Genomic DNA, 20,637 nt, shown 5'->3' on the forward strand with positions numbered 1-20,637 from the left:
CCGATGCGGTGGACTTCGGCACTTGCGATCTACGTCCTGTTCTGGTCGTTCTCGGTGTTCCTGGTCCTGCCGTTCGGGGTGAAGACGACGCGTGAGGTTGGGGGCGAGCACGTTCCCGGCCAGGCCGAAAGCGCGCCGCACGAGTTTCACTCGGGGCGGACGGCGTGGCGGGTGACATTGGTGGCGACGGTGTTGTTCGTGCTGTTCCAGCTGAATTATCACTATGGCTGGATCTCGCCGCAGAATGTCGATCTGTTCGACCGCGGCAACATGATCACGCGCTGAGAGTTGGCTTCACGATCCTCCCCCGAAAGGGGGAGGTGGCGCCGAAGGTGACGGAGGGGGAGGATACGGAACAGAAGTTTCCCCTACCTCCCCCTCCGTCTGGCAAGTGCCAGCCACCTCCCCCTGGCGGGGGAGGATTGATGGATCGGCCATCACCCCGGCGACGCGGCCGATCCCGCCAGCAAGCCGCCATCGATATTGATGTCGGTCCCCGTGATATACGTGGCCTCGTCCGACCCCAGCATCACCGCAACCGCGGCGACCTCGTCCGGCATGCCGAACCGCTTCAACGGCGTATCGGCCACCAGCGCCTGCATCCGCTCCTCCCGCGCGGGCCCGGTCCCGAGCATCGGCTCCCAGATCGGCGTCAGGATCGCCGCGGGATGCACCGAGTTGCAGCGAATCTTCCACCCCTGCTGCGCGCAATACAGCGCGACCGTCTTGCTGTGATTGCGGATCGCCGCCTTCGACGACGCATAAGCCGCGGCGAGGGGGACGCCGACCAGCCCGGAGCGCGACGAGATGTTGATGATCGAGCCGCTCCCCTCGGCCTTCATCGCGCCGATCGCATAGCGGCAACCGAGGAACGTGCCGTCGAGGTTGACCGCATGAACCGCGCGCCAATCCGCCAAGCTCGCATGTTCCGGATCGTGCGCCACCATGCCGTGCTCGAAACCGGTTACGCCGGCATTGTGACGACCGCGTCGGCGACCGGGACGATTTTCGCCAGTCGTCGCCAATCCGCTTCGTCTCGAACGTCCAGCCTTTCGAACTGGCATCCGATTGACGCGGCAGTCTCTGTGCCGGTGGTTTCGTCGATATCGGTGAGGATGACGGTCCCGCCTTCGTCATGAAAGCGCTCGGCTATAGCGCGGCCGATGCCACGCGCTGCGCCGGTAATGACGCAAATCTTGCTATTCAGTCTTGGCATTTGAGCCTCGAAATATGAGTCCGGTCGGCGGATTGCTCCGCTGGCGATGGCCGCGTTAGCGGTGACGCTGGATCATTTTTTCGAAAACTCCTATGCGGTCCGGGTCAGCGCAGCCGTTCGATCGCCTGCGCTAGTGCCACGTACAGCTTGCCCATGTCCGACGACAGCAACGTAACGCCAAGCGGCGAGCCGTCGCGTTGCGTCAGGATCGTGCGGAGCATCGCTTCGAAGTCGTGGATGTAGCGGTTGACCATCTCGCGGAACGCTTCGTCCTCGTCGTAGAGGCCGGCAATCTCCCGGACTTCGCTCGCGTCGAGGATCCGGACTGCGCGACGCGTGAAGACGCCGCGGTCGCCCTTCAGATACGCACCCCAGGCGCTGTCGGAGATTTCGGGGGCGATCGCCTTGGTGATGTCGATCGAGGCGGAGTTGAGCGATTCGATCAGCAGGGAGACCCGGCGCGCGAACGTGTCCTGGTCGGCGTCTTCGCGTTCGGTGCGCGCGTCCTGGATCCGCGTTTCGACGATCGCGGTCTGGTCGACGATCGCCTGCACTTCGCGGGCAAGGCGTTCGGTCGCGCCGGTGGCCGCGTCGACCGCCGCACCGGTCGCGTCGGTGAGGGCTTTGACCTGGCGTTCCACGGTGTCGTTGGTCGCGCGGCGCATCGCGTCGGCGCTGGCGGCTTCGAGCGCCGCTGCCGCTTCGGGGATGACCTTCGACAGCGTCTCGCGGGCCTTGTCGGCAGCGACCGCGGCGGTTTCGCGGACGCGGTGGAGCGCTTCGATCAACTGCGGGGCTGCGTCTTCGGCAAAATGCTGGGTACGGCCGATCGCTTCGTCGACCATCTGGCCCAAGGCATCGGCCTTCGCGCGGCCCGTGTTGAGCGTGTTGAGCAGGTCGGTCGAGAGCGTGTCGAGCACATGGCGCTGTTCGCCGATGACGCCCGCGATTGCCTCGATCGCGTCGTGCGTGCTCTCTGCGGCAGTGACGAGCGCGAGCAGTTCGGGGCGTGCCGAGACGACGATGCTCTTGCTGGCGAGCACCTGCGTATCGAGGCGGCCGAGCGCTTCGGGCATCGTCTCGTCGATCTCGCGCGCGGCGGCGTCGAGCGCGACGAGCAGTGTTTCGGTCGTGGCGATCGTACGATGCGCCATGTCGTCGCCAGCCCGCAGCGCTTCGGTCATCGCGTCGGCAGAGCCGCCAAGCGCGCTGATCGACGCTGCCAAGCCTTGGGTACGCTCGGTACCGTGGCGGTGCAGCAGCTCGATCCGTGCCTCGACTTCGCCAAGCCCGGTGTGGAGATCGTCGACGATCCGGTCGCCGGCGCTGCGTTGCAGGTCGAGGCGGATCGCGACGCGTTCGATCGCGTCCTCGACGGTCGCAATGCGGCGAGCGAGCGCTTCCGCGCTGTCGCGTGCGGCGCTGTCGAGCGCGGCCTGGTTGGCGCCTACCATCGCCAGCATAGCGTCACCTTGCGCGGCGATCCCCCGCCGCGACAGGTCGACGGCGTCGGCGGTGCGGTTGAGCAGCGCATCGACCGCGGCGGACATGCCGTCGGTGACCGATTCGAGATGCGCGCCCGCGGTCTGGCTGGTCGCTTCCATGCGGACGATGTGGGCGGCGAGGCGCTGTGCCGCACCGCTCGCCATCGCATCGGCATCGCGGCCGCGTTCGGCGAGTGCGACGATCTGCGCGTCGAGGGCAGCGGCGTGTTCGCTCGCGGACAGGCCTGTGCGTTCGAGGCGCTTGGCGACGTCGTCTATATCTGCCTGCGCGCGGGGAAGGGTGGCTATCAGGACGCCGAGGCTGGTCTGTGCGCCAGCGGTCGAGGTGGCGAGGTTGCGCGCGTGCGCAGCGGCTTGGTCGATTTCGGACACCATGCCGCGACCGATCGCTGCGAGCTGTTCGGTCGCGCCACCACCCATCGCCATCAAGACGTCGACCTGTTGGGCGAGTTGCACGCGGTTGGCGTCGATCGTGTTCGACAGCGCGGCGACCGCACGCTCCAGGCTCGCGGCCTCGTCGCGCATGGCCTGCGCGGTGATACCGAACCGGTGGGCCTCGGCGCGGCTGGTCCGCATCGCGAGCAGCCAGACGATACCGACGAGCGCGGGGACGACGCAGAGCGCGGCGATGAACTGGACGAGCGCGACCGGCTCGATCGTGCCGAGCGATCCGCGTACGAGCCACAGCATCGCGGCCAGCCAGACGACCACGACCACGATCGCAATGCCGGCGAACAGGGCGCCACGTTCGCGCGCAGGTTCTTGATAAACCTCGTCGACGTGAGATTCGGTAACGGTTTCTGACATGTCTTCTATCACCGGATCCATCACGATGTCCGCGCGAATGGGATGGGCATTGCCTGCCGTCGCGCGAAACCCGATCATTGAAGAACCCCCGTTCATGAACAGCGGAAGTATCACGAAACGCCGTCGGACAAAACGCATAGTGCAAGCTTTGCTTAAGCATCCGTCCGGTAAGCAGGGCGGCATGGCGTATGATCCCGGAGCAATCGATGCGACGCTGGCGGCTGCGGTTGGCGACGATCCCGGGCTGATCGCCGACCTGCGAATCGCATTCGTCGAGAGTGCGGAGCGCGCGCTGACGGCGATGACGCTCGCGACCGACGCCGAGGACTGGCGCGTTGCTGCATGGCGATTGAAAAGTCTGGCGGCGAGTTTCGGTGCGGTGCGGTTGATGGCAATGGCGTCCGAAGCCGCCGATGGCCCGCCCGATACAGAGAGTTTGAAGAGACTTCGCCGCGCCGTATCGCGTTTATAACGTAGTCTTGGCCTTGGCGCAGGGCGGTTCGGCCGAACGCGGGCTTTGCAGGACGGCGTGTACCGCCTAACAGCCTGCGATGCTTGCCGGCCTATTATTTGCAATTCACGACGCCGACGATCGTCCCGATCGTCTGGCCGCGACGCTGCCGTTCAGTGGCGTCACGCTCATCGAATACCAGGCGCGGTTGCTGATCGCGGCCGGCGTGGCGCAGGTGATCGTGGTCGTCTCGCGGATGACGCCCGAACTGCTGGGCGCGATCAACCGGATCGGGCGGCGCGGCGTCAGCGTCGATACGGTGCGCTCGGCGACCGAGGCGGTCGAGAAATTGCACCCCCTTGCGCGCGTGCTCATGCTCGGCGACGGGCTGGTCACTACCGAGGCGATCGTCAAGGCGATGGCCGGAGAGGAGGGCGATTGCCTGCTCGTCGTGCCGGAGGGCGATGCGGGGCCAGGCTTCGAACGCGTGGGCGGGCAGATGGCATGGGCCGGTGTCGCGCGGCTGAGTTCGAGCCGGATCGCCGAGGTGGCGGCGTTGCCGCAGGATTACGATCTCCAGTCGTCGCTGCTGCGATTGGCCGTCCAGTCGCGCGCGATCCATGTGCTGTTGCCGACCGATGCGGTGCGCGGCGGGCACGGGATCGAGCGTCAGGCGCGAACCCTGGAGGAGCGCGGCCGCGCGGTGCTGATGACGATCGTGTCGGGGCGGCGCGGCTGGTTCGACCGGTTCGTACTTGCGCCGATCGCGCGGCTGGCGTTGCCGTTGCTGGTCGATCGTGGCGCGGCCGGGACCACGGTCGGTGCGGCCGGCCTTGCGCTGGGGGTGGCGGGACTGGTGACGATCGGCTTCGGGCTGTCGTCGATCGGGCTCGTCGTCGCATTGATCGGGTGCATCGCGTTGGCGCTAGGCTCTGTCCTGAGTGGACTTCGCGACGAAGAGCCGATGGCGCATGGTCAGACCTTGGCGATCGCCGGTGTCGTCGCCGCATCGATCCTCGTGTTCGCATTTTTCGTCAGCGGCTATGCGGGCGAGAACACGGCTTTGGCGATAGGTACTGCCCTTGTCGCGATCGGTGGGCTTGCCGAGCGCGCCATCGTCGAACGCGAACGCCAGCTTTGGTGGGGCAGCCCGGCTGCATATCTGCTATCCGTCGCGGTGTTCGCGCTGATCGGTTTTCCGGTGTTCGGGCTGGGCGTGACGGCAGTCTATGCGACCGCTACGCTGGCGGCGGTAATCGAACGATTGCGTCGGGCGCCTTAGGCGGACCTTAACGACCGGTGGTTAAGCACGGGATCATGTCGGTCGGCCCAACGATGCAAGACGCTATGCCGTCCTATGATCCAGTGCAGCGCGCCGAGACTGCGCGCCTGCGTGCCGAGACACGTCTGACGGGGACGATCGCCGACTTTTTCCTCGATGCGGATGCGCGGCTCGACGACCGAACGCGGCTGATGCTAGCGCAGGTGCTCGGCGCGATCGTCGCGGCGATCGAATGGGACATCCGGCGACATGCGGCGCGGTTGCTCGCCGGAAGCGGGGCGACGCGGGCGGGCGAGGCGATCCTGAAGGCGGGGGCGGGGACCGTCCTGCAACGCCTGACGCGCGCGGGCCTGCTGCGTGACGAAGAACTGATGGACGAACTGATCGCTCGCGTCCGCCATGATCTGATCGCCGCATCGTTGCCGGTCGAGGTCGCCGAACCCGACGAGGCGAGCCTGCTCGTGCGATTGGCCGGAGTGCCCGACAGCGTCGTGGCCTCGGCGGCGTCGGCGTTGCTCGCTGCCGAAAGCCGGCGGCGGGTGGCGAACGAGCAGGGCTCGGTCGGGGGCAGCGAATTGCCTGCCGAACTTCACCACCGGCTGGTCTGGTGGGTGGCGGCAGCGATTCGCGACGGCTTGAAGTCGGCGACCCGCGAGAGCGACCGCGCGATCACCGATGCGGCGCAACGCAGCCTCGCGGCGCATGATGAGGGCGAGCGGCCCGATGCGGTGGCGACGCGGCTGGCGGGCGCGCTCGACGCGCGGCCCAATGAACTGGCGGCGGTGCTGGTGGAATCGATCGGCGATCGACGTTTGTCGCTATTCGTCGCGGTACTCGCGCATGCGCTCGGCATCGCGTTCGATCAGGCGCGTTCGATCACGCTGGAGCCGGATGGCGATCGCCTTTGGCTTGCCTTGCGCACGCTCGACATGGATCGGCCGACGATCGCCAAGATCGGTCTCGCACTGTCGGAGGCCGATCCACGGCGCGATATCGAGGCGTTTGCGGACGCCTTGGATGCCATCGTATCGATCGGCGTCGACGATGCGCGGGCGTCGATCGCACCATTGGCACTGAACCGCGATTTTCGGATGGCGTTGCGCGCGCTGGCGCGTACGGATCGGCGATGAGCGTGTTCGAACCTTCGATCGAAAGTCCCATCGCGCACGCCATCGTTGCGCCGGACGGGTCGCTGTCGTTCGCCGACCCGGCGCTGATCGCGTTGAACCAGCGCGCGGGCGGGATGCGCGGCGCGCCGCTGGCGGTACCGCAGTTAGCGACGATCGCGCGGCTTGCACGGCGGCTTGGCATCGTCGTCTCGCGGGGGGTGGTAGTCGCGGACGATGAGGCCGACGTCGACCTTTGGGTACGCGCGCAGCCTGACGGAGAGAATGTACGGCTGACGGTCAGTGGCTGGCGCGAGATCGCGGCGTGGCGTCCGACACGGCCCGCACCCGATGCTCAGGATGATTTCCTCGGCAGCGATACCGACTGGCGATGGGAGACCGACTCCGCGCTGCGGCTGACGTTCGTGACGCTGGATGCGGGGCCGAAGCACGGTTTCGACGCGTTCGCGCTGCTCGGTCAGCCGCTCACCGCGATGTTCTCGCTCGATACCGGATCGGACGGGACGCTGCCGATTCTCGATTCGCTGGCACGGCGGCGGGCGATGACCGCGCAACCGGCTAGGCTGCGGAGTTCTGGACGTGCGGTGACGCTTACCGCGAACGTCCGCCACGATGCGTCGGGCGATTTCGCAGGCTTCGTCGGCGCGGCGCGGATGGTCGTCGACGATGTCGCACCGTCGGCTGAACCTGCGACGCTGTCGCCGACCTTCACGAGTGGACTCGACAAGGCATTGCGGATTCCGCTCGCGCGGATCGTCGCCAACGCCGACAGCATCAATGCGCAGGCCGATGGTCCGGTGCAGGCGGACTATGCCGATTACGCCGCGGATATCGCCAGCGCTGGCCGGCATCTGCTCGAGCTGGTCGACGACCTCGTCGATCTCCAGGCCGTCGAGCGGCCGGACTTTGCGCTCGCACCCGAGCCGATCGACCTTGCCGATGTCGCGCGTCGTGCGGCAGGGCTGCTGACGGTGCGCGCCGCGAACGCCAAGGTGACGATCGTCCGGCCGGCGATGGACGCGCGCATGCCGGCGCTCGGCGATTTCCGTCGCGTATTACAGATCCTGGTCAACCTGGTCGGCAACGCAGTGCGCTATTCGCCGGCGGGATCGCACGTCGCCGTGTCAGTGGAGCGCAACGATACGCAGGCGATCGTCGTCGTCGCCGATCGGGGCAAGGGTGTCGCGCCCGAGGATCAGATGCGGATTTTCGAGAAGTTCGAGCGGGTCGATCCGTCGGAGGCCGGCGGCAACGGGCTCGGCCTGTACATCGCGCGGCGCCTGGCGCGGGCGATGCAGGGGGATCTCACGATCGAAAGCGCACCCGGCGACGGCGCGCGGTTCGTGTTGACGTTACCGGCGGATCCGGCGCGCAACCAGGATCAGCGCTAAACCGAACGCGGCGAGGAATGCGCCGCGATCCGCCCATGGCCGCTGGTCGAGCATGAAGCTCGATTGCGGCCAATGGACGTATCCGAGCCCCTGGCCGATCCAGAGCAGACCCATCAGCGCGCAGAGCACGCCGATGACCATCAGGATCGGCCGGAGCGTCTTCATCAGCGTGACGCCATCGGGACGTAGTCGCGCGCGGTCGGGCCGCTGTAGAGCTGGCGCGGACGGCCGATCTTCTGGTCGGGATCGGTGATCATCTCGTTCCACTGCGCGACCCAGCCGACGGTGCGGGCGAGCGCGAAGAGGACGGTGAACATCGACGTCGGGAAGCCGATCGCCGACAGGATCACGCCCGAATAGAAGTCAACGTTCGGGAACAGCTTCTTCTCGATGAAGTACGGATCGCTCAGCGCGAGACGCTCGAGTTCGATCGCGACGTCGAACACGGGGTCGGTGACGCCCAGTTCGCCGAGCACTTCCTTGACCGTCGTCTGCATGACGGCCGCACGCGGATCGTAGTTCTTGTAGACCCGGTGACCGAAGCCCATCAGGCGGAACGGATCGTTCTTGTCCTTGGCGCGGGCGATATACTCGGGGATCCGGTCGACCGTGCCGATCTCATGCAGCATGTTGAGCGCGGCTTCGTTCGCGCCGCCGTGCGCGGGGCCCCACAGGCAGGCGATGCCGGCCGCGATGCACGCGAACGGGTTGGCGCCAGACGAACCGGCGAGACGGACGGTCGAGGTCGACGCGTTCTGCTCGTGATCGGCGTGGAGGATGAAGATGCGGTCCATCGCCTTTTCGACGATCGGGTTCACGACATACTTCTCGGCCGGCACGCCGAACGTCATCTTCAGGAAATTGCCGGTGTAGCTCAGCGTGTTGTCCGGATAGACGAACGGCTGGCCGACGCTGTACTTGTACGCCATCGCGGCGATCGTCGGCATCTTGGCGATCAGGCGATGCGACGCGATGACGCGCTGTGCCGGATCGTGGATGTCGGTCGAGTCGTGGTAGAAGGCCGAGAGCGCGCCGACGACGCCGCACAGGATCGCCATCGGATGCGCGTCGCGGCGGAAGCCACGGAAGAACTGCGCGAGCTGCTCGTGCACCATCGTGTGGCGCGTGATCGTGTTCGAGAAGTTCGCCAGCTCGTCCGCGCTCGGCAGTTCGCCGTTGAGCAGGAGATAGGCGACTTCCATGAAGTTCGACTGTTCGGCCAGTTCGCCGATCGTGTAGCCGCGGTGCAGCAGCGTGCCCGCGTCACCATCGATATAGGTCAGCTTCGACTGGCACGACGCCGTCGAGGTGAAACCCGGATCATAGGTGAAATTGTCCGTCTGGGCGTACAGCTTGCGGATATCGATGACGTCGGGTCCGACCGTTCCGGACATCACCGGATAATCGAAATCCTTGCCGTCGACCTTGAGGGTTGCGGTCTCGCTCATGCTTGTATCCTTCCTCGAAATCTTATCAGCTAGCCATCCGGTCGGCGATCCGTCCCAGGCTCTCGTCGCGCCCGAGCAGCTCGAGCACATCGAAGATCCCCGGCGACGTCTTGCGTCCCGTCAGCGCGGCGCGAAGCGGCTGTGCGACCTGGCCGAGCTTTACGCCTCGGGCTTCGGCCACGCGCCGTACCGCGCCTTCGAGCGCCTCCGTATCCCACTCGGCGAGCGCGTCAAGTTCGGCATGGACATTGACCAAAATCGCACTCGCTTCACCCTGTAAAAGGCTCGCCGCGGCGTCATCCATCGCCAAAGGACGCTGGCTGAACAGGAAATTCGACCCTTCGGCCAACTCGTTCAGGTTTGCGGCACGCGGCTTCAGGACGGGCATTGCGCGAGTCAGAAGATCGAGTCCGCCGTCCGGCAGGCCGTGACCGAGCCGATCGGCGGTCAGTTGCGCAAGGCGCGCGTCGTCGGCTTCGCGGATATAGTGGCCGTTGAGGTTCTCGAGCTTCTTCAGGTCGAAGCGCGACGGCGACTTGCCGACGCCCGACAGGTCGAACCATTCGACCGCCTGTTCGCGGCTGATGATCTCGTCGTCGCCGTGGCCCCAGCCGAGCCGGAGCAGGTAATTGTCGAACGCTTCGGGGAGGATGCCCATCTCGTCGCGATACGCTTCGATGCCGACCGCGCCGTGACGCTTCGACAGCTTGGCGCCGTCGGAACCGTGGATCAGCGGGATATGTGCGTAGATCGGCTCGGGCCAGCCCATCGCGCGGTAGATCGGCAACTGGCGGAACGCGTTGTTCAGGTGATCGTCGCCGCGGATGACGTGCGTGACGCCCATGTCGTGATCATCGACGACGACCGCGAGCATGTAGGTCGGCGTGCCGTCGGAGCGGAGCAGGACGAGGTCGTCGATCTCTTCGTTGCGGACTGTGACGGCGCCCTGGACGCGGTCCTCGATCGTGACGGCGCCTTCCTGCGGCGCGCGCAGGCGGACGACGTGGGGGAGGTTCGGTGCTTCGCTTTCGGGGCGATCGCGCCACGGGCTGCGGATGCGGAGCGGCTTCTTCGCGGCCTGCGCCTCGGCGCGCATCGCGGCGATCTCGTCGTTGGTCATGTAGCAGCGATACGCGTGGCCGTTCGCGACCATTTCGTGCGCGACCTGTGCGTGGCGTTCAGCACCGGCGAACTGCATGACGACATCGCCGTCCCAGTCGAGCCCAAGCCAGCGCATACCGTCGATGATCGCGTCGATTGCTGGCTGGGTCGAGCGGACCCGGTCGGTATCCTCGATCCGCAGCAGGAACTTGCCGCCATTCGCCTTGGCAAACAGCCAGTTGAACAGCGCGGTGCGCGCGCCGCCGAGATGCAGGAACCCCGTCGGCGACGGAGCGAAACGGGTAACCACGGGTGCGGCCGAATTGGCGGTGCCCGTATCAGATATTGCGCCCAACCGCGGGTGCTCCCAGACTGTGAAACAATGGAGAAACGATGGCCATGACAGCCGTCGCCGCCCCTAGCATGCGTCCTTGGCGGCGACAAATGGGCGTGCCGCGATGGGGGGGCGTCGTCGGGCTTGCCGTGGAACGCTGGCTGGAGGCGGAGCGCGACCAACTGGTGTTGTGGCTGCCGGTGATGCTGGGCGGCGGGATCGCACTGTGGTTTGTGCTGCCCGATCCTTCGGCGTGGTCGGTTGCGATATTGGCGTTGGTGGCGAGTGGGCTTGCGAGTCTGGCGGTCGGGCAGGGCGGGCGCGCAGCACGGGCGCTGGCGATCGGGATGCTGGCGATGGCGTTGGGGCTTGGGCTGGTCTGGGCGCGATCGGAATGGGTCGCGCGACCGGTACTGGGTGGGCCGACGATCGCGAGTTTGTCGGCAAAAGTGGAGGCAATCGAACCTTTGGTGGCCCGGAAGCTGGTGCGTCTGACGGTCCTGCCGATCGGTGAGGGGGCGGGGACAGATGGCGAGCCGGTCGCCTTGCCGTATCGGGTGCGTGTTAATCTGGCCGAAGTAGACGCGCCCAAGCTGCTGGGGACGGGCGCCATAGTCCACCTGCGGGCACGGCTGATGCCGCCACCGCTCCCGGCGGTCCCCGGCGCCTACGACTTCGCGCGCGTCGCGTGGTTCGGTGGGATCGGCGCGACGGGGCGAGGCTTCGCACCGGTAGTCGTCACGACGCCGAGCGAGTCGGGAGCGGGCATCCGCGTCGCGCTCTCGCACCACATCGTATCGCGATTGGACGGCAGCGCAGGCGGCATCGCAGCGGCACTAGCGACCGGCGACGTCGGCGCGATCAGCGAAGAGGATTCGGAGGAGATGCGGCGGGCGGGGCTCGCGCATCTATTGTCCGTGAGCGGGCTGCATATCACGGCGGCGGTGGCGGCAACGATGCTCATCGTTTTGCGTCTGCTGGCGCTCAGTCCTTGGCTGGCGCTGCACGCGCGCCTGCCGTTGATCGCAGCGCTTGCGGGGGCCGCGGCGGCAATCGGTTATACGTTGCTGACCGGCAGCCAGGTTCCAACGATCCGGTCCTGTGTCGCTGCGTTACTCGTCTTGGCGGCGCTGGCGATGGGGCGCGAGGCGATGACGTTGCGGCTCGTCGCGGCAGGCGCGGCGTGCGTGATGCTGGTCTTGCCCGAATCGGCGGCAGGACCGAGCTTCCAGCTGTCGTTTGCCGCGATCACGGCGATCATGGCACTGCACGAACACCCCTCGGTTCGCGCGTTCTTCGGGCCCCACGAGGAGGGACGAGCGCGTCGTCTCGCTCGCGGGCTGGCTTCACTGCTGCTCACCGGGCTGCTCGTCGAGTTCGCGCTGATGCCGATCGCGGTCTATCATTTCCACAAGGCGGGGCTTTACGGCGCCTTTGCCAACATCATCGCCATCCCGCTGACGACATTCGTGGTCATGCCGCTGGAGGCGCTGGCCCTGTTTCTTGACGTTGGCGGGATTGGCGCACCGGTCTGGTGGCTCGTTCAGCGGTCGCTCGACGCGCTGCTGTGGCTCGCGCACGTCGTGGCCAGCGCGCCCGGATCGGTGCGCTCGCTGCCAGCGATGCCGACGGCGGCGTTCGCGCTCATGGTCCTGGGTGGGATCTGGCTTGCCTTGTGGCGGACCCGGTTGCGGCGGTTGGGCCTGATACCGCTCGCGGTCGGTGCCGTGTGGGCGCTGACGACACCGCCGCCTGATATCCTGGTGACGGGCGACGGCCGCCACGTTGCTGTCCGGACCGCTGCCGGGCTCGCGATGTTGCGCGACAGGGCTGGCGACTACACGCGGGACACGCTCGCCGAGAACGGTGGGGTCGACGGCGAACCTCTGTTGCTGGCCGATCAGCCCGATGCGCGGTGCAGTCGTGATCTCTGCATGACGGACATCGTTGCTGATCGGCGGACGTGGCGCGTACTTGCGACCCGCAGCGCGTACATGGTGCCGATCGCGGAACTGATCGCGGCGTGCCGATCGGCGGATATAGTGGTCAGCGAACGCAGGTTGCCCAAGCGCTGCACGCCACGGTGGCTGAAGCTGGATCGGCGTGTCTTGAAGACGACTGGTGGGGTTGCGTTGACGCTGGGTACGGGACGGATGGTAACGATCCTGCACCCCGGCGATCGCCATCCGTGGCGGGGTCCGCCGACACTCGGGCAGAGGTTCGGAAGCAGGGACGGCAACCGGTAAATCCGGAGGCGGCCATCCTCGTGTCCGCATCGATGACCCGTCCGTTGCGGTCGCAGCCGAGACGGTCGGTTCGGCGGATATCGTCCTCACGCAGGGACTATTTCCGAAAGTCGCATTATCACGAATGAAGCGGTGTCGACCGGCGAACCTTACCCAGTCGCCAAGCGCACCGGTATGCTGCGGCGGAGACTTTCGCGACCGCATCGTTCCATGTGGCAACCGCGCTAGGAGGCGAGTTTCAGCATCAAGCGCGCGCGGTTATGGGTTGGCCGGAGCGTGCGCGGTGCGGTGCGAACGCCGCGTTTGGCGACTGTCTGTACGGGCTCCGCGACAAGGCTGGTTGCCTGGACGGACAGCGTCGCAAGTACCTCTTCATACAGTCGTGCGAGCATTTCGTGCGCCTTGCGTGCGCAGGGTCCCGCCGCCGCGTCGGCCATCGCTTGCGTGGCATCGAGACGACGCTGAAAATACAGCATCTCGGCATAGATGATGTTCATACGCAAAATCCCCGTTGGCTTGCCTTCGTTGCCGCACGCTGCGGATATCGATGGCTGACCAGTGGACGTTATCGCAGCCAGACGCATGTGTCGGGCCTCGGAAAGCACGTACTCAGTGGTTTGGCCGGACTAGCGCCGCGGCGTGAAGCGCGATCTGCGCGTCCTCCTGCGACGGCAGGATCCGAACGTCGAGCGCAGGCACCCAGGCGAGCCCCGCACGGATCGCTTGGCCGGTCGGCGCATCGTTCTCGCCGATCCCGCCGGTCAGCACGAGCATGTCGGCGCCCCCGAGCGCGGCGATCATCGCCGCAACCTGCTTGCACACCGATCGCTCGAACATCCGGACCGCGAGGTCGGCGTCAGCGGTCCCGGCGGCGCGCAGGACGCGCATGTCGCCGGACAGCCCCGAGATACCCGTCATCCCCGAAGCATGATCGACCATCGTCGCCAGCGCTTCCGCGTCCAGCCCCGTTTCACGCAAAAGGTACAGCAACGCGCCCGGATCGATATCCCCCGTCCGCGTCGCCATCATCACGCCGCCCGACGGGGTCAGCCCCATGCTGGTGTCGATCGAACGGCCGTCCAGCACTGCCGTAACGCTCGCGCCGTTGCCGAGATGTGCGATCACCAGACGCGGCGGCATGTCCTCGCCGAGCTGACGGACGATCGACTCGCAGGACAGGCCGTGGAAGCCGTAGCGCCGCACGCCGCCCGTTCGGTACGCGCGCGGGATCGGCAACGTCTTGGCGATGTCCGGCATCCCCGCATGGAACGCCGTGTCGAAACACGCGACCTGTGGCACGCCCGGATAGCGTGCGTCTGCGGCCCGAATTAGCGCCAGCGACGCAGGGCCGTGCAGCGGCGCGTACGCACACGCCGCCTCCAGATCCGCCATCACCGCGTCGTCGATCCGGCAATGTGCGTCGCGGTGCGGGCCGCCGTGGACGATCCGGTGACCGATCACCGTCGGTGCCGGCCACGCCATTAACGCCGCCTCGATCGCATCGAAAAACCGCCCGTGATCGTCGCCATCATCGCGAGCCGTCTCGATCGTGCCGCCGACCAGCAGGACCGGATCGGCGTCCACCGCGTACAGACCGTATTTGAGCGACGACGAGCCGCTGTTCAGCGCGAGAACTACCGAGTCCATTGCCAGTCACGCACCTCCGGCAGATCGTCGCCCTGCTCGGCGATGTAGAGCTTGTGCCGCTCCATCGTCGTCCAATAGCGCGCCGTCTCGCGCGGCACCCGGTCCCGCAACCGCGGTATCCGCTCGATCGCGTCGAGCGCCAGACGGTAGCGGTCGAGATCGTTCAGCACGACCATGTCGAACGGCGTCGTGGTCGTCCCCATTTCCTTGTACCCCCGGACGTGGATGTTCGCATGGTTCACGCGCCGGTAGGTCAGCTTGTGGATCATCGCCGGATAGCCGTGGAATGCGAAGATCACCGGCTTGTCCGCGGTGAACATCGCATCGAACTCGCGCTCGTCCAACCCGTGCGTGTGCTCCGAGCGTGGTTGCAGCACCATCAGGTCGACGACGTTGACCACCCGGATGCGAATGTCCGGAACGTAGGCGCGCAACATCGTCACCGCCGCCAGCGTCTCCAGCGTCGGCACGTCGCCCGCGCAGGCCATAACCACGTCGGGGTCGGCATCGTTGCCCGCCCACTCCCAGATCCCGGCACCCGCCGTACAATGGCGCACAGCCGCGTCGATCCCGAGCCATTGCCATTCGGGCTGCTTCCCCGCGACGATCACGTTCACATAGCCCCGACTGCGCAGGCAGTGATCGCCGACCGACAGCAAGCAGTTCGCATCGGGCGGCAGGTAGATCCGCGCGACGTCCGCGGTCTTGTTCGCGACGTGATCGATGAACCCCGGATCCTGGTGCGACAGCCCGTTGTGATCCTGCCGCCACACATGCGAGGTCAGCAGGTAATTGAGCGACGCGATCGGCCGTCGCCACGGGATCGCCTTGGTCACCTTCAGCCACTTGGCGTGCTGGTTGACCATCGAATCGACGATGTGGACGAACGCCTCGTAGCACGAGAACAGCCCGTGCCGCCCGGTGAGCAGATACCCCTCCAGCCAGCCCTGGCAGAGATGCTCGCTCAGCACCTCCATCACGCGCCCGTCGGGGCCGAGATGCTCGTCGACCGCCTCGACCTCCGCCATCCAGACTTTCCCGGACACGTCGTACACGTCGGCCAGCCGGTTCGACGCGGTCTCGTCGGGCCCGAACAGCCGGAAGTTCACGCTCGCCAGGTTGAGCTTCATCACGTCGCGCAGATACTGCCCGAGCACCCGCGTCGCCTCCGCCTTCACCTTGCCCGGCGCGTCCACCGCCACTGCAAAACTTCGGAAATCGGGCAGCGACAACGGCACCATCAGCTCGCCGCCATTGGCATGCGGGTTCGATCCCATCCGCCGATGCCCGGTCGGGGCTAGCGAGGCGTATTCCTCCCGGAACTTGCCCGTCTCGTCGAACAGCTCTTCCGGCCGGTAACTCCGCATCCAGTCTTCGAGCTGACGCAGATGTTCGGGATCCTTGAAGTCCGCGATCGGCACCTGGTGGGCTCGCCACGTACCCTCGACCGGCTTGCCGTCGACGAACTTCGGCCCGGTCCATCCCTTCGGCGTACGGAACACGATCATCGGCCAGCGCGGACGCTCGGGCGTCACGCCCGGTACCCGCGCCGCCGCCTGGATCGCCTGGATTTTCGCCAGTGCACGATCGAGGGCAGCGGCGAGGTGCTGGTGGACGATCGCCGGGTCGCTGCCCCCGACATAATAGGGCTCGTACCCATAGCCGCGCAGCAATGCGTCGAGCTCATGTCCATCGATCCGCGCGAGGATCGTCGGGTTGGCGATCTTGAAGCCGTTGAGATGCAGGATCGGCAGCACCGCGCCGTCGCGCGCAGGATTGAGGAACTTGTTCGAATGCCAGCTCGCCGCCAGCGCACCCGTCTCCGCCTCGCCGTCGCCGACCACGCACGCGACGATCAGATCGGGATTGTCGAACGCCGCGCCATACGCATGCGCCAGTGAATAGCCGAGCTCGCCGCCTTCGTGGATCGACCCCGGTGTCTCGGGTGCGACATGGCTCGGGATGCCGCCCGGCCACGAGAATTGCCGGAACAGCCGGTGCATGCCGCTGCTGCTCCGCTCGATCGCCGGATAGCGTTCGGTGTACGAGCCCTCGAGATACGTGTTCGCCACCAGCCCAGGCCCGCCATGCCCCGGCCCGATGATGTTGATCATGTCGAGGTCATGCTCGACGATCAGCCGGTTGAGATGGACGTAGAGGAAGTTCAACCCCGGCGTCGTCCCCCAATGCCCGAGCAGCCGCGGCTTGACGTCGGCGATCGTCAGCGGTCGATCGAGCAACGCATTGTCGCGCAGGTAGATCTGCCCGACCGACAGATAGTTCGCGGCGCGCCAATAGGCGTCCATCCGGTGCAGCATGTCGTGGGACAGCGGGTGCGTCTTGGCCGGTGCCGGCGTTGCGGAATTGGCCATTTTCAGTTCCCGAAATCGAGGACTACGCGCGACGCGACCTGCCCGTGTTCGAGCCGGTCGAAGATATCGTTGATCGCAGACAGAGGTTGCACTTCGATGTCAGCCTTCACCTTGCCATCGGCGGCGAACGCGAGCGCCTCGGCCATGTCCTTGCGCGTCCCGACGAACGATCCGCGCACCGTGATGCACTGCGCCACCACGTCGAACAGCGGTATCGGAAAGTCACCCGGCGGCAGGCCGACGAGGACGCACGTCCCCTTTCGCCGCGTCATCGCCACGCCCTGGTTGAACGCGGTCAGCGACGGCGCGGTGATCAGGACGCCGTGGGCGCCGCCACCCGTCCCGTCCTTCAGCGCCGCGATCGCATCGGGCTTTCGTGCGTCGATCAACAGTTCCGCGCCCAGCGCCTGAGCATGTGCCAGCTTGCCGTCGTCGACGTCGACGGCTGCAACGCGCAACCCCATCGCCTTGGCGTACTGCACCGCCAGATGGCCCAGACCGCCGACGCCCGAAATCGCGATCCACTCGCCCGGCCGCGCTGCGGTTTCCTTGATGCCCTTGTACGTCGTGACCCCCGCGCAGATGATTGGTGCAGCCTCGACCGCGGACAGCCCAGCGGGAATATGCGCCACGTAGTTCGGGTCGGCGAGGATATACTCCGCGAACCCGCCGTTGCGCGTGTAGCCACCGAACTCAGCCTCGGCGCACACGGTTTCCCATGCGGAGAGACAGTATTCACAGTGCCCGCACGCCGAATACAGCCAAGGTACGCCGACGCGGTCGCCGAGCTTGACGATCGTCACCCCGGCGCCAACCTCGACGACGATACCGATCCCCTCATGCCCCGGAATGAAGGGCGGCGTCGGCTTGACCGGCCAGTCGCCATTCGCGGCATGCAGATCGGTGTGGCACACCCCGCACGCCTCGGTCTTGACGACGATCTGTCCCGGGCCGGCGACCGGCACCGGCCATTCGCGCAGGGTCAGGGGCTTGCCGAACGCCTCGACGACGGCGGCTTGCATCATACGGGTCATGGAATTTCCTTGAAGATGCGAAGGTGTCAGTGCGCCATTCGGCTTACGAGCGAAGGATCGGCCAGCAGCGCCTCGTCCCCGTACGCGATCTGCGCGCAGGTCCGCTGCGCCTGGACGGCGACGTCACGAAGATACTGGGCGGCGAACTGCTGGCGGAGATCCTGCGTGATATGCGCGAACCGTCGATGCTCCTGCGATCGCATCCCGAACGCGTGGACGATATACTGGTCGAAGACGCTGTTCAGCCCTTGCCCTTGCCCCTGTTCGTCCAGCCAGATCTTGCTCGCCGCCGAGGTCGAGAAGCTGAGCAGGCGTTTGCCTCCAAGCAGATCGGTCCGCGCGCGGCCTTGCAGTGCCTCCGGCTGTACGCCGGCACCGAATACGCGCTCGACATAGCCCTTCAGCATTGCCGGCGGCGTGCCGAACCAGATCGGGTAGATGAGCACGAACACATCGCAGCCCGCAATCGCATCGACCTCGGCGAGCACGTCGGCCCCATATACCGCGGCGATATTGGTAGGCCGTTCGGCGGCCTTCAACAAGGGATCGAACCCGACAGCATATAAATCGCGCAGCACGACGTCCTGGCCTGCGGCCCGGACCGCGTCGCAATAGGCGGCCGCGATCGCATGGTTGAAGCTCGACGGATCGGGGTGGCACAGGATCACCGCGTGGCGGCCCGCCGTTGAAACTCGCTCGCCAACCACCATCGTACCGTCCCCGCCAAGCTGTCACGATCCCCGCCGGACCGCATCACTGCGGCACGAGAGATTACGTCAAAGCATTTAGCTGTCGGCAGGCTGCGGGGTGACCCTCGGAAACTACGCAGGTTTCGACCCACGGACGTCGGACGCGCGCTTTATAATTACTGCAGCGCTGCGCTGTGGAAACAGCGACTATCAAGTCGTTAGGAGCCTTGCCTCGCCCGGGCACCCGCGTCCGCAGGACTGCGAGTGCCGAACGAGGCAGGGGTTTAGAGGACTATATTGGGGCAGGGTGCAAAAGTTAATTCGCCTTCTTCGCCTTTGCCGGCTTCTTCGGCTCGGGCTTCTGTGAGGGGGACTTCTTCTCGGCCGCGTCCTTCGCGCGCAACGCCGGCGCCGCAATCGCCGCTGCGATCCCTGCGATCACCGTCGCGCCAACCGCAATCGCCGTCTTCGGGTGCGACTTCACCGCGTCGGTCGCCGTTGCCAAGCCGGCCTTCGCCGCATCGGTCGCGTCCTCGACCCAGTCGGTCGCTGCCGACGTCTTCTTGGTCTCGGGCTTAGGCTTGTGGTCGTCGTCGTGATGGACCTTGGCGTGCGGCATGGCTGAGTTGGGGATCGACGACATCGGGCGTTCCTTCGGTAGGGGATGATGCCCGATAAACCGATCGCCTCCGTGACGGTTCCGTTACGGTCACCCGCTTACCGCGCCAAAGTCACCGTTTGCGCGTCAATTCGCGCATCGCATCGTCCAGGCCTGCGAGACTCAGTGGGTACATCCGGTCGGTCATCAGCTCGCGGATGATCCGCACCGACTGCGAATAGCCCCATTGCGCTTCCGGTACCGGGTTCAGCCACGCCGCCGCCGGATAGGTGTTGGTTAGCCGCTGCATCCACACCGCGCCCGGCTCTTCGTTGAAATGCTCGACCGAGCCGCCGGGATGCGTGATCTCGTACGGGCTCATCGACGCGTCGCCGACGAAGATCAGCTTGTAGTCGTGGCCGTATTTGTGGAGCAGATCCCACATCGGCGTGCGCTCGGCAAAGCGGCGCGTATTGTCCTTCCAGACGCCCTCGTACGGGCAATTGTGGAAGTAGAAGAATTCGAGGTTCTTGAACTCGGTGGTCGCGGCCGAGAACAGCTCCTCGCAGAGCTTCACGAACGGATCCATCGAGCCGCCGACGTCGAGGAACAGGAGCAGCTTGACCGCATTGCGGCGCTCGGCGCGCATGACGATGTCGAGATAGCCTTGCCGCGCGGTGCCGGCGATCGTTCCGTCGATGTCGAGTTCGTCGGCGGCGCCGTCGCGGGCGAAGCGGCGGAGGCGGCGCAGCGCCACCTTGATGTTGCGGGTGCCGAGTTCCTTGGTGTTGTCGAGGTTGCGGAACTCGCGCTGGTCCCAGACTTTCAGCGCGCGCTTGTGCGTGCTCTCGCCGCCGATGCGGACGCCTTCGGGGTTGTAGCCGCCGTTGCCAAAGGGCGACGTGCCGCCGGTGCCGACCCATTTCTTGCCGCCCTGATGGCGTTCCTTCTGCTCCTCGAGGCGTTTCTTGAGCGTCTCCATGATCTCGTCCCACGAGCCGAGCGATTTGATCGCCGCCATCTCCTCGGGGGTCAGGAATTTCTCGGCGACCGCTTTCAGCCAGTCCTCGGGGACTTCGCCGGCGGGTGTTCCGTAGCTGGTGGCGAGGCCGCGGAAGACCTTGGCGAAGACCTGGTCGAACTTGTCGAGTAGGCCCTCGTCCTTCACGTACACCGCGCGGGAGAGGTAGTAGAAATCCTCCGGGGTCCGCTCGATCACCTCGGCGTCGAGCGCTTCGAGCAGGATGAGGTGCTCCTTGAGGCTTGCCGGGATGCCGGCGCTGCGGAGTTCGTCGAGGAAGTTCAGGAACATGGTGTCACTCCAAGGCCTTCGTCATGCCGGGCTTGTTCCGGCATCCACGGTTCCGCGCGCTCGATAGTCGTGAGTTT

At 66.2% G+C, this 20,637-nt stretch carries 17 protein-coding genes and 1 pseudogene; 6 read left to right on the forward strand and 12 right to left on the reverse strand.

What is annotated here, in order from left to right; genetic code table 11:
- The first annotated feature begins 3 nt into the window (after window positions 1–3).
- Window positions 4–285: a DUF1467 family protein gene (locus tag AC1MLZ_RS00390; RefSeq protein WP_480959934.1), complete on the forward strand. Its 282-nt coding sequence runs from the start codon at window positions 4–6 to the stop codon at window positions 283–285.
- A 152-nt stretch (window positions 286–437) separates the two neighbouring features.
- Here the strand turns inward: AC1MLZ_RS00390 and AC1MLZ_RS00395 are convergent.
- Window positions 438–1,216, reverse strand: a pseudogene (locus tag AC1MLZ_RS00395) (SDR family oxidoreductase).
- A 104-nt stretch (window positions 1,217–1,320) separates the two neighbouring features.
- Window positions 1,321–3,606, reverse strand: coding sequence for a coiled-coil domain-containing protein (locus tag AC1MLZ_RS00400; protein WP_480959935.1), 2,286 nt, complete (start codon window positions 3,604–3,606; stop codon window positions 1,321–1,323).
- A 103-nt stretch (window positions 3,607–3,709) separates the two neighbouring features.
- Here AC1MLZ_RS00400 and AC1MLZ_RS00405 point away from each other — a divergent pair, with 103 nt between their 5' ends.
- The 4 genes from AC1MLZ_RS00405 to AC1MLZ_RS00420 all read left to right on the forward strand — a co-directional run bounded on the left by AC1MLZ_RS00405 (window position 3,710) and on the right by AC1MLZ_RS00420 (window position 7,779).
- The gene (locus tag AC1MLZ_RS00405; RefSeq protein WP_480959936.1) at window positions 3,710–4,000 is read left to right on the forward strand and encodes an Hpt domain-containing protein; all 291 of its coding nucleotides are present in this window, start codon (window positions 3,710–3,712) and stop codon (window positions 3,998–4,000) included.
- A gap of 79 nt (window positions 4,001–4,079) precedes the next feature.
- Window positions 4,080–5,261, forward strand: a complete 1,182-nt coding sequence (locus tag AC1MLZ_RS00410) for a hypothetical protein (protein WP_480959937.1) — start codon at window positions 4,080–4,082, stop codon at window positions 5,259–5,261.
- 17 nt (window positions 5,262–5,278) lie between these two features.
- Window positions 5,279–6,391, forward strand: coding sequence for a DUF2336 domain-containing protein (locus AC1MLZ_RS00415; protein ID WP_480959938.1), 1,113 nt, complete (start codon window positions 5,279–5,281; stop codon window positions 6,389–6,391).
- Entirely contained in the window at window positions 6,388–7,779 is a 1,392-nt protein-coding gene (locus tag AC1MLZ_RS00420; protein WP_480959939.1) for a sensor histidine kinase, read from the forward strand. Before AC1MLZ_RS00415 ends, AC1MLZ_RS00420 begins: the two co-directional genes overlap by 4 nt.
- Here AC1MLZ_RS00420 and AC1MLZ_RS00425 read toward each other — a convergent pair.
- Genes AC1MLZ_RS00425 through gltX form a run of 3 tightly spaced genes read right to left on the reverse strand, consistent with a single transcriptional unit; the run spans window position 7,741 to window position 10,683 of the window.
- Window positions 7,741–7,944, reverse strand: a complete 204-nt coding sequence (locus AC1MLZ_RS00425) for a hypothetical protein (protein WP_192975791.1) — start codon at window positions 7,942–7,944, stop codon at window positions 7,741–7,743. The genes AC1MLZ_RS00420 and AC1MLZ_RS00425 overlap by 39 nt on opposite strands.
- On the reverse strand, window positions 7,944–9,227 hold the full coding sequence (locus AC1MLZ_RS00430; RefSeq protein WP_254687336.1) for a citrate synthase: 1,284 nt from the start codon (window positions 9,225–9,227) through the stop codon (window positions 7,944–7,946). The genes AC1MLZ_RS00425 and AC1MLZ_RS00430 overlap by 1 nt, the downstream gene beginning before the upstream one ends.
- 25 nt (window positions 9,228–9,252) lie before the next feature.
- Window positions 9,253–10,683: a glutamate--tRNA ligase gene (gene gltX / locus AC1MLZ_RS00435; protein WP_480959940.1), complete on the reverse strand. Its 1,431-nt coding sequence runs from the start codon at window positions 10,681–10,683 to the stop codon at window positions 9,253–9,255.
- An 89-nt stretch (window positions 10,684–10,772) separates the two neighbouring features.
- Here gltX and AC1MLZ_RS00440 point away from each other — a divergent pair, with 89 nt between their 5' ends.
- Window positions 10,773–12,908 (forward strand): ComEC/Rec2 family competence protein, encoded by a 2,136-nt coding sequence (locus AC1MLZ_RS00440; RefSeq protein WP_480961423.1) that lies wholly within the window; start codon window positions 10,773–10,775, stop codon window positions 12,906–12,908.
- A gap of 224 nt (window positions 12,909–13,132) precedes the next feature.
- Here the strand turns inward: AC1MLZ_RS00440 and AC1MLZ_RS00445 are convergent, their stop codons facing one another.
- The 7 genes from AC1MLZ_RS00445 to AC1MLZ_RS00475 form a co-directional block, all read right to left on the reverse strand.
- Complete coding sequence (locus tag AC1MLZ_RS00445; protein ID WP_480959941.1) at window positions 13,133–13,405, reverse strand: hypothetical protein; 273 nt, start codon at window positions 13,403–13,405, stop codon at window positions 13,133–13,135.
- A 112-nt stretch (window positions 13,406–13,517) separates the two neighbouring features.
- On the reverse strand, window positions 13,518–14,555 hold the full coding sequence (locus tag AC1MLZ_RS00450; RefSeq protein WP_480959942.1) for an acetate/propionate family kinase: 1,038 nt from the start codon (window positions 14,553–14,555) through the stop codon (window positions 13,518–13,520).
- On the reverse strand, window positions 14,543–16,927 hold the full coding sequence (locus AC1MLZ_RS00455) for a phosphoketolase family protein (RefSeq protein WP_480959943.1): 2,385 nt from the start codon (window positions 16,925–16,927) through the stop codon (window positions 14,543–14,545). Before AC1MLZ_RS00455 ends, AC1MLZ_RS00450 begins: the two co-directional genes overlap by 13 nt.
- A 2-nt stretch (window positions 16,928–16,929) precedes the next feature.
- Entirely contained in the window at window positions 16,930–17,961 is a 1,032-nt protein-coding gene (gene adhP / locus AC1MLZ_RS00460) for an alcohol dehydrogenase AdhP (protein WP_480959944.1), read from the reverse strand.
- 26 nt (window positions 17,962–17,987) lie between these two features.
- The gene (locus tag AC1MLZ_RS00465) at window positions 17,988–18,671 is read right to left on the reverse strand and encodes an NAD(P)H-dependent oxidoreductase (protein WP_480959945.1); all 684 of its coding nucleotides are present in this window, start codon (window positions 18,669–18,671) and stop codon (window positions 17,988–17,990) included.
- Window positions 18,672–18,966: 295 nt separating this feature from the next.
- Window positions 18,967–19,293 (reverse strand): hypothetical protein, encoded by a 327-nt coding sequence (locus AC1MLZ_RS00470; RefSeq protein ID WP_480959946.1) that lies wholly within the window; start codon window positions 19,291–19,293, stop codon window positions 18,967–18,969.
- An 88-nt stretch (window positions 19,294–19,381) separates the two neighbouring features.
- Window positions 19,382–20,560 (reverse strand): vWA domain-containing protein, encoded by a 1,179-nt coding sequence (locus AC1MLZ_RS00475; protein ID WP_480959947.1) that lies wholly within the window; start codon window positions 20,558–20,560, stop codon window positions 19,382–19,384.
- Between the last annotated feature and the right edge of the window lie 77 nt (window positions 20,561–20,637).

Source organism: Sphingomonas sp. PEI4, from assembly GCF_056679955.1.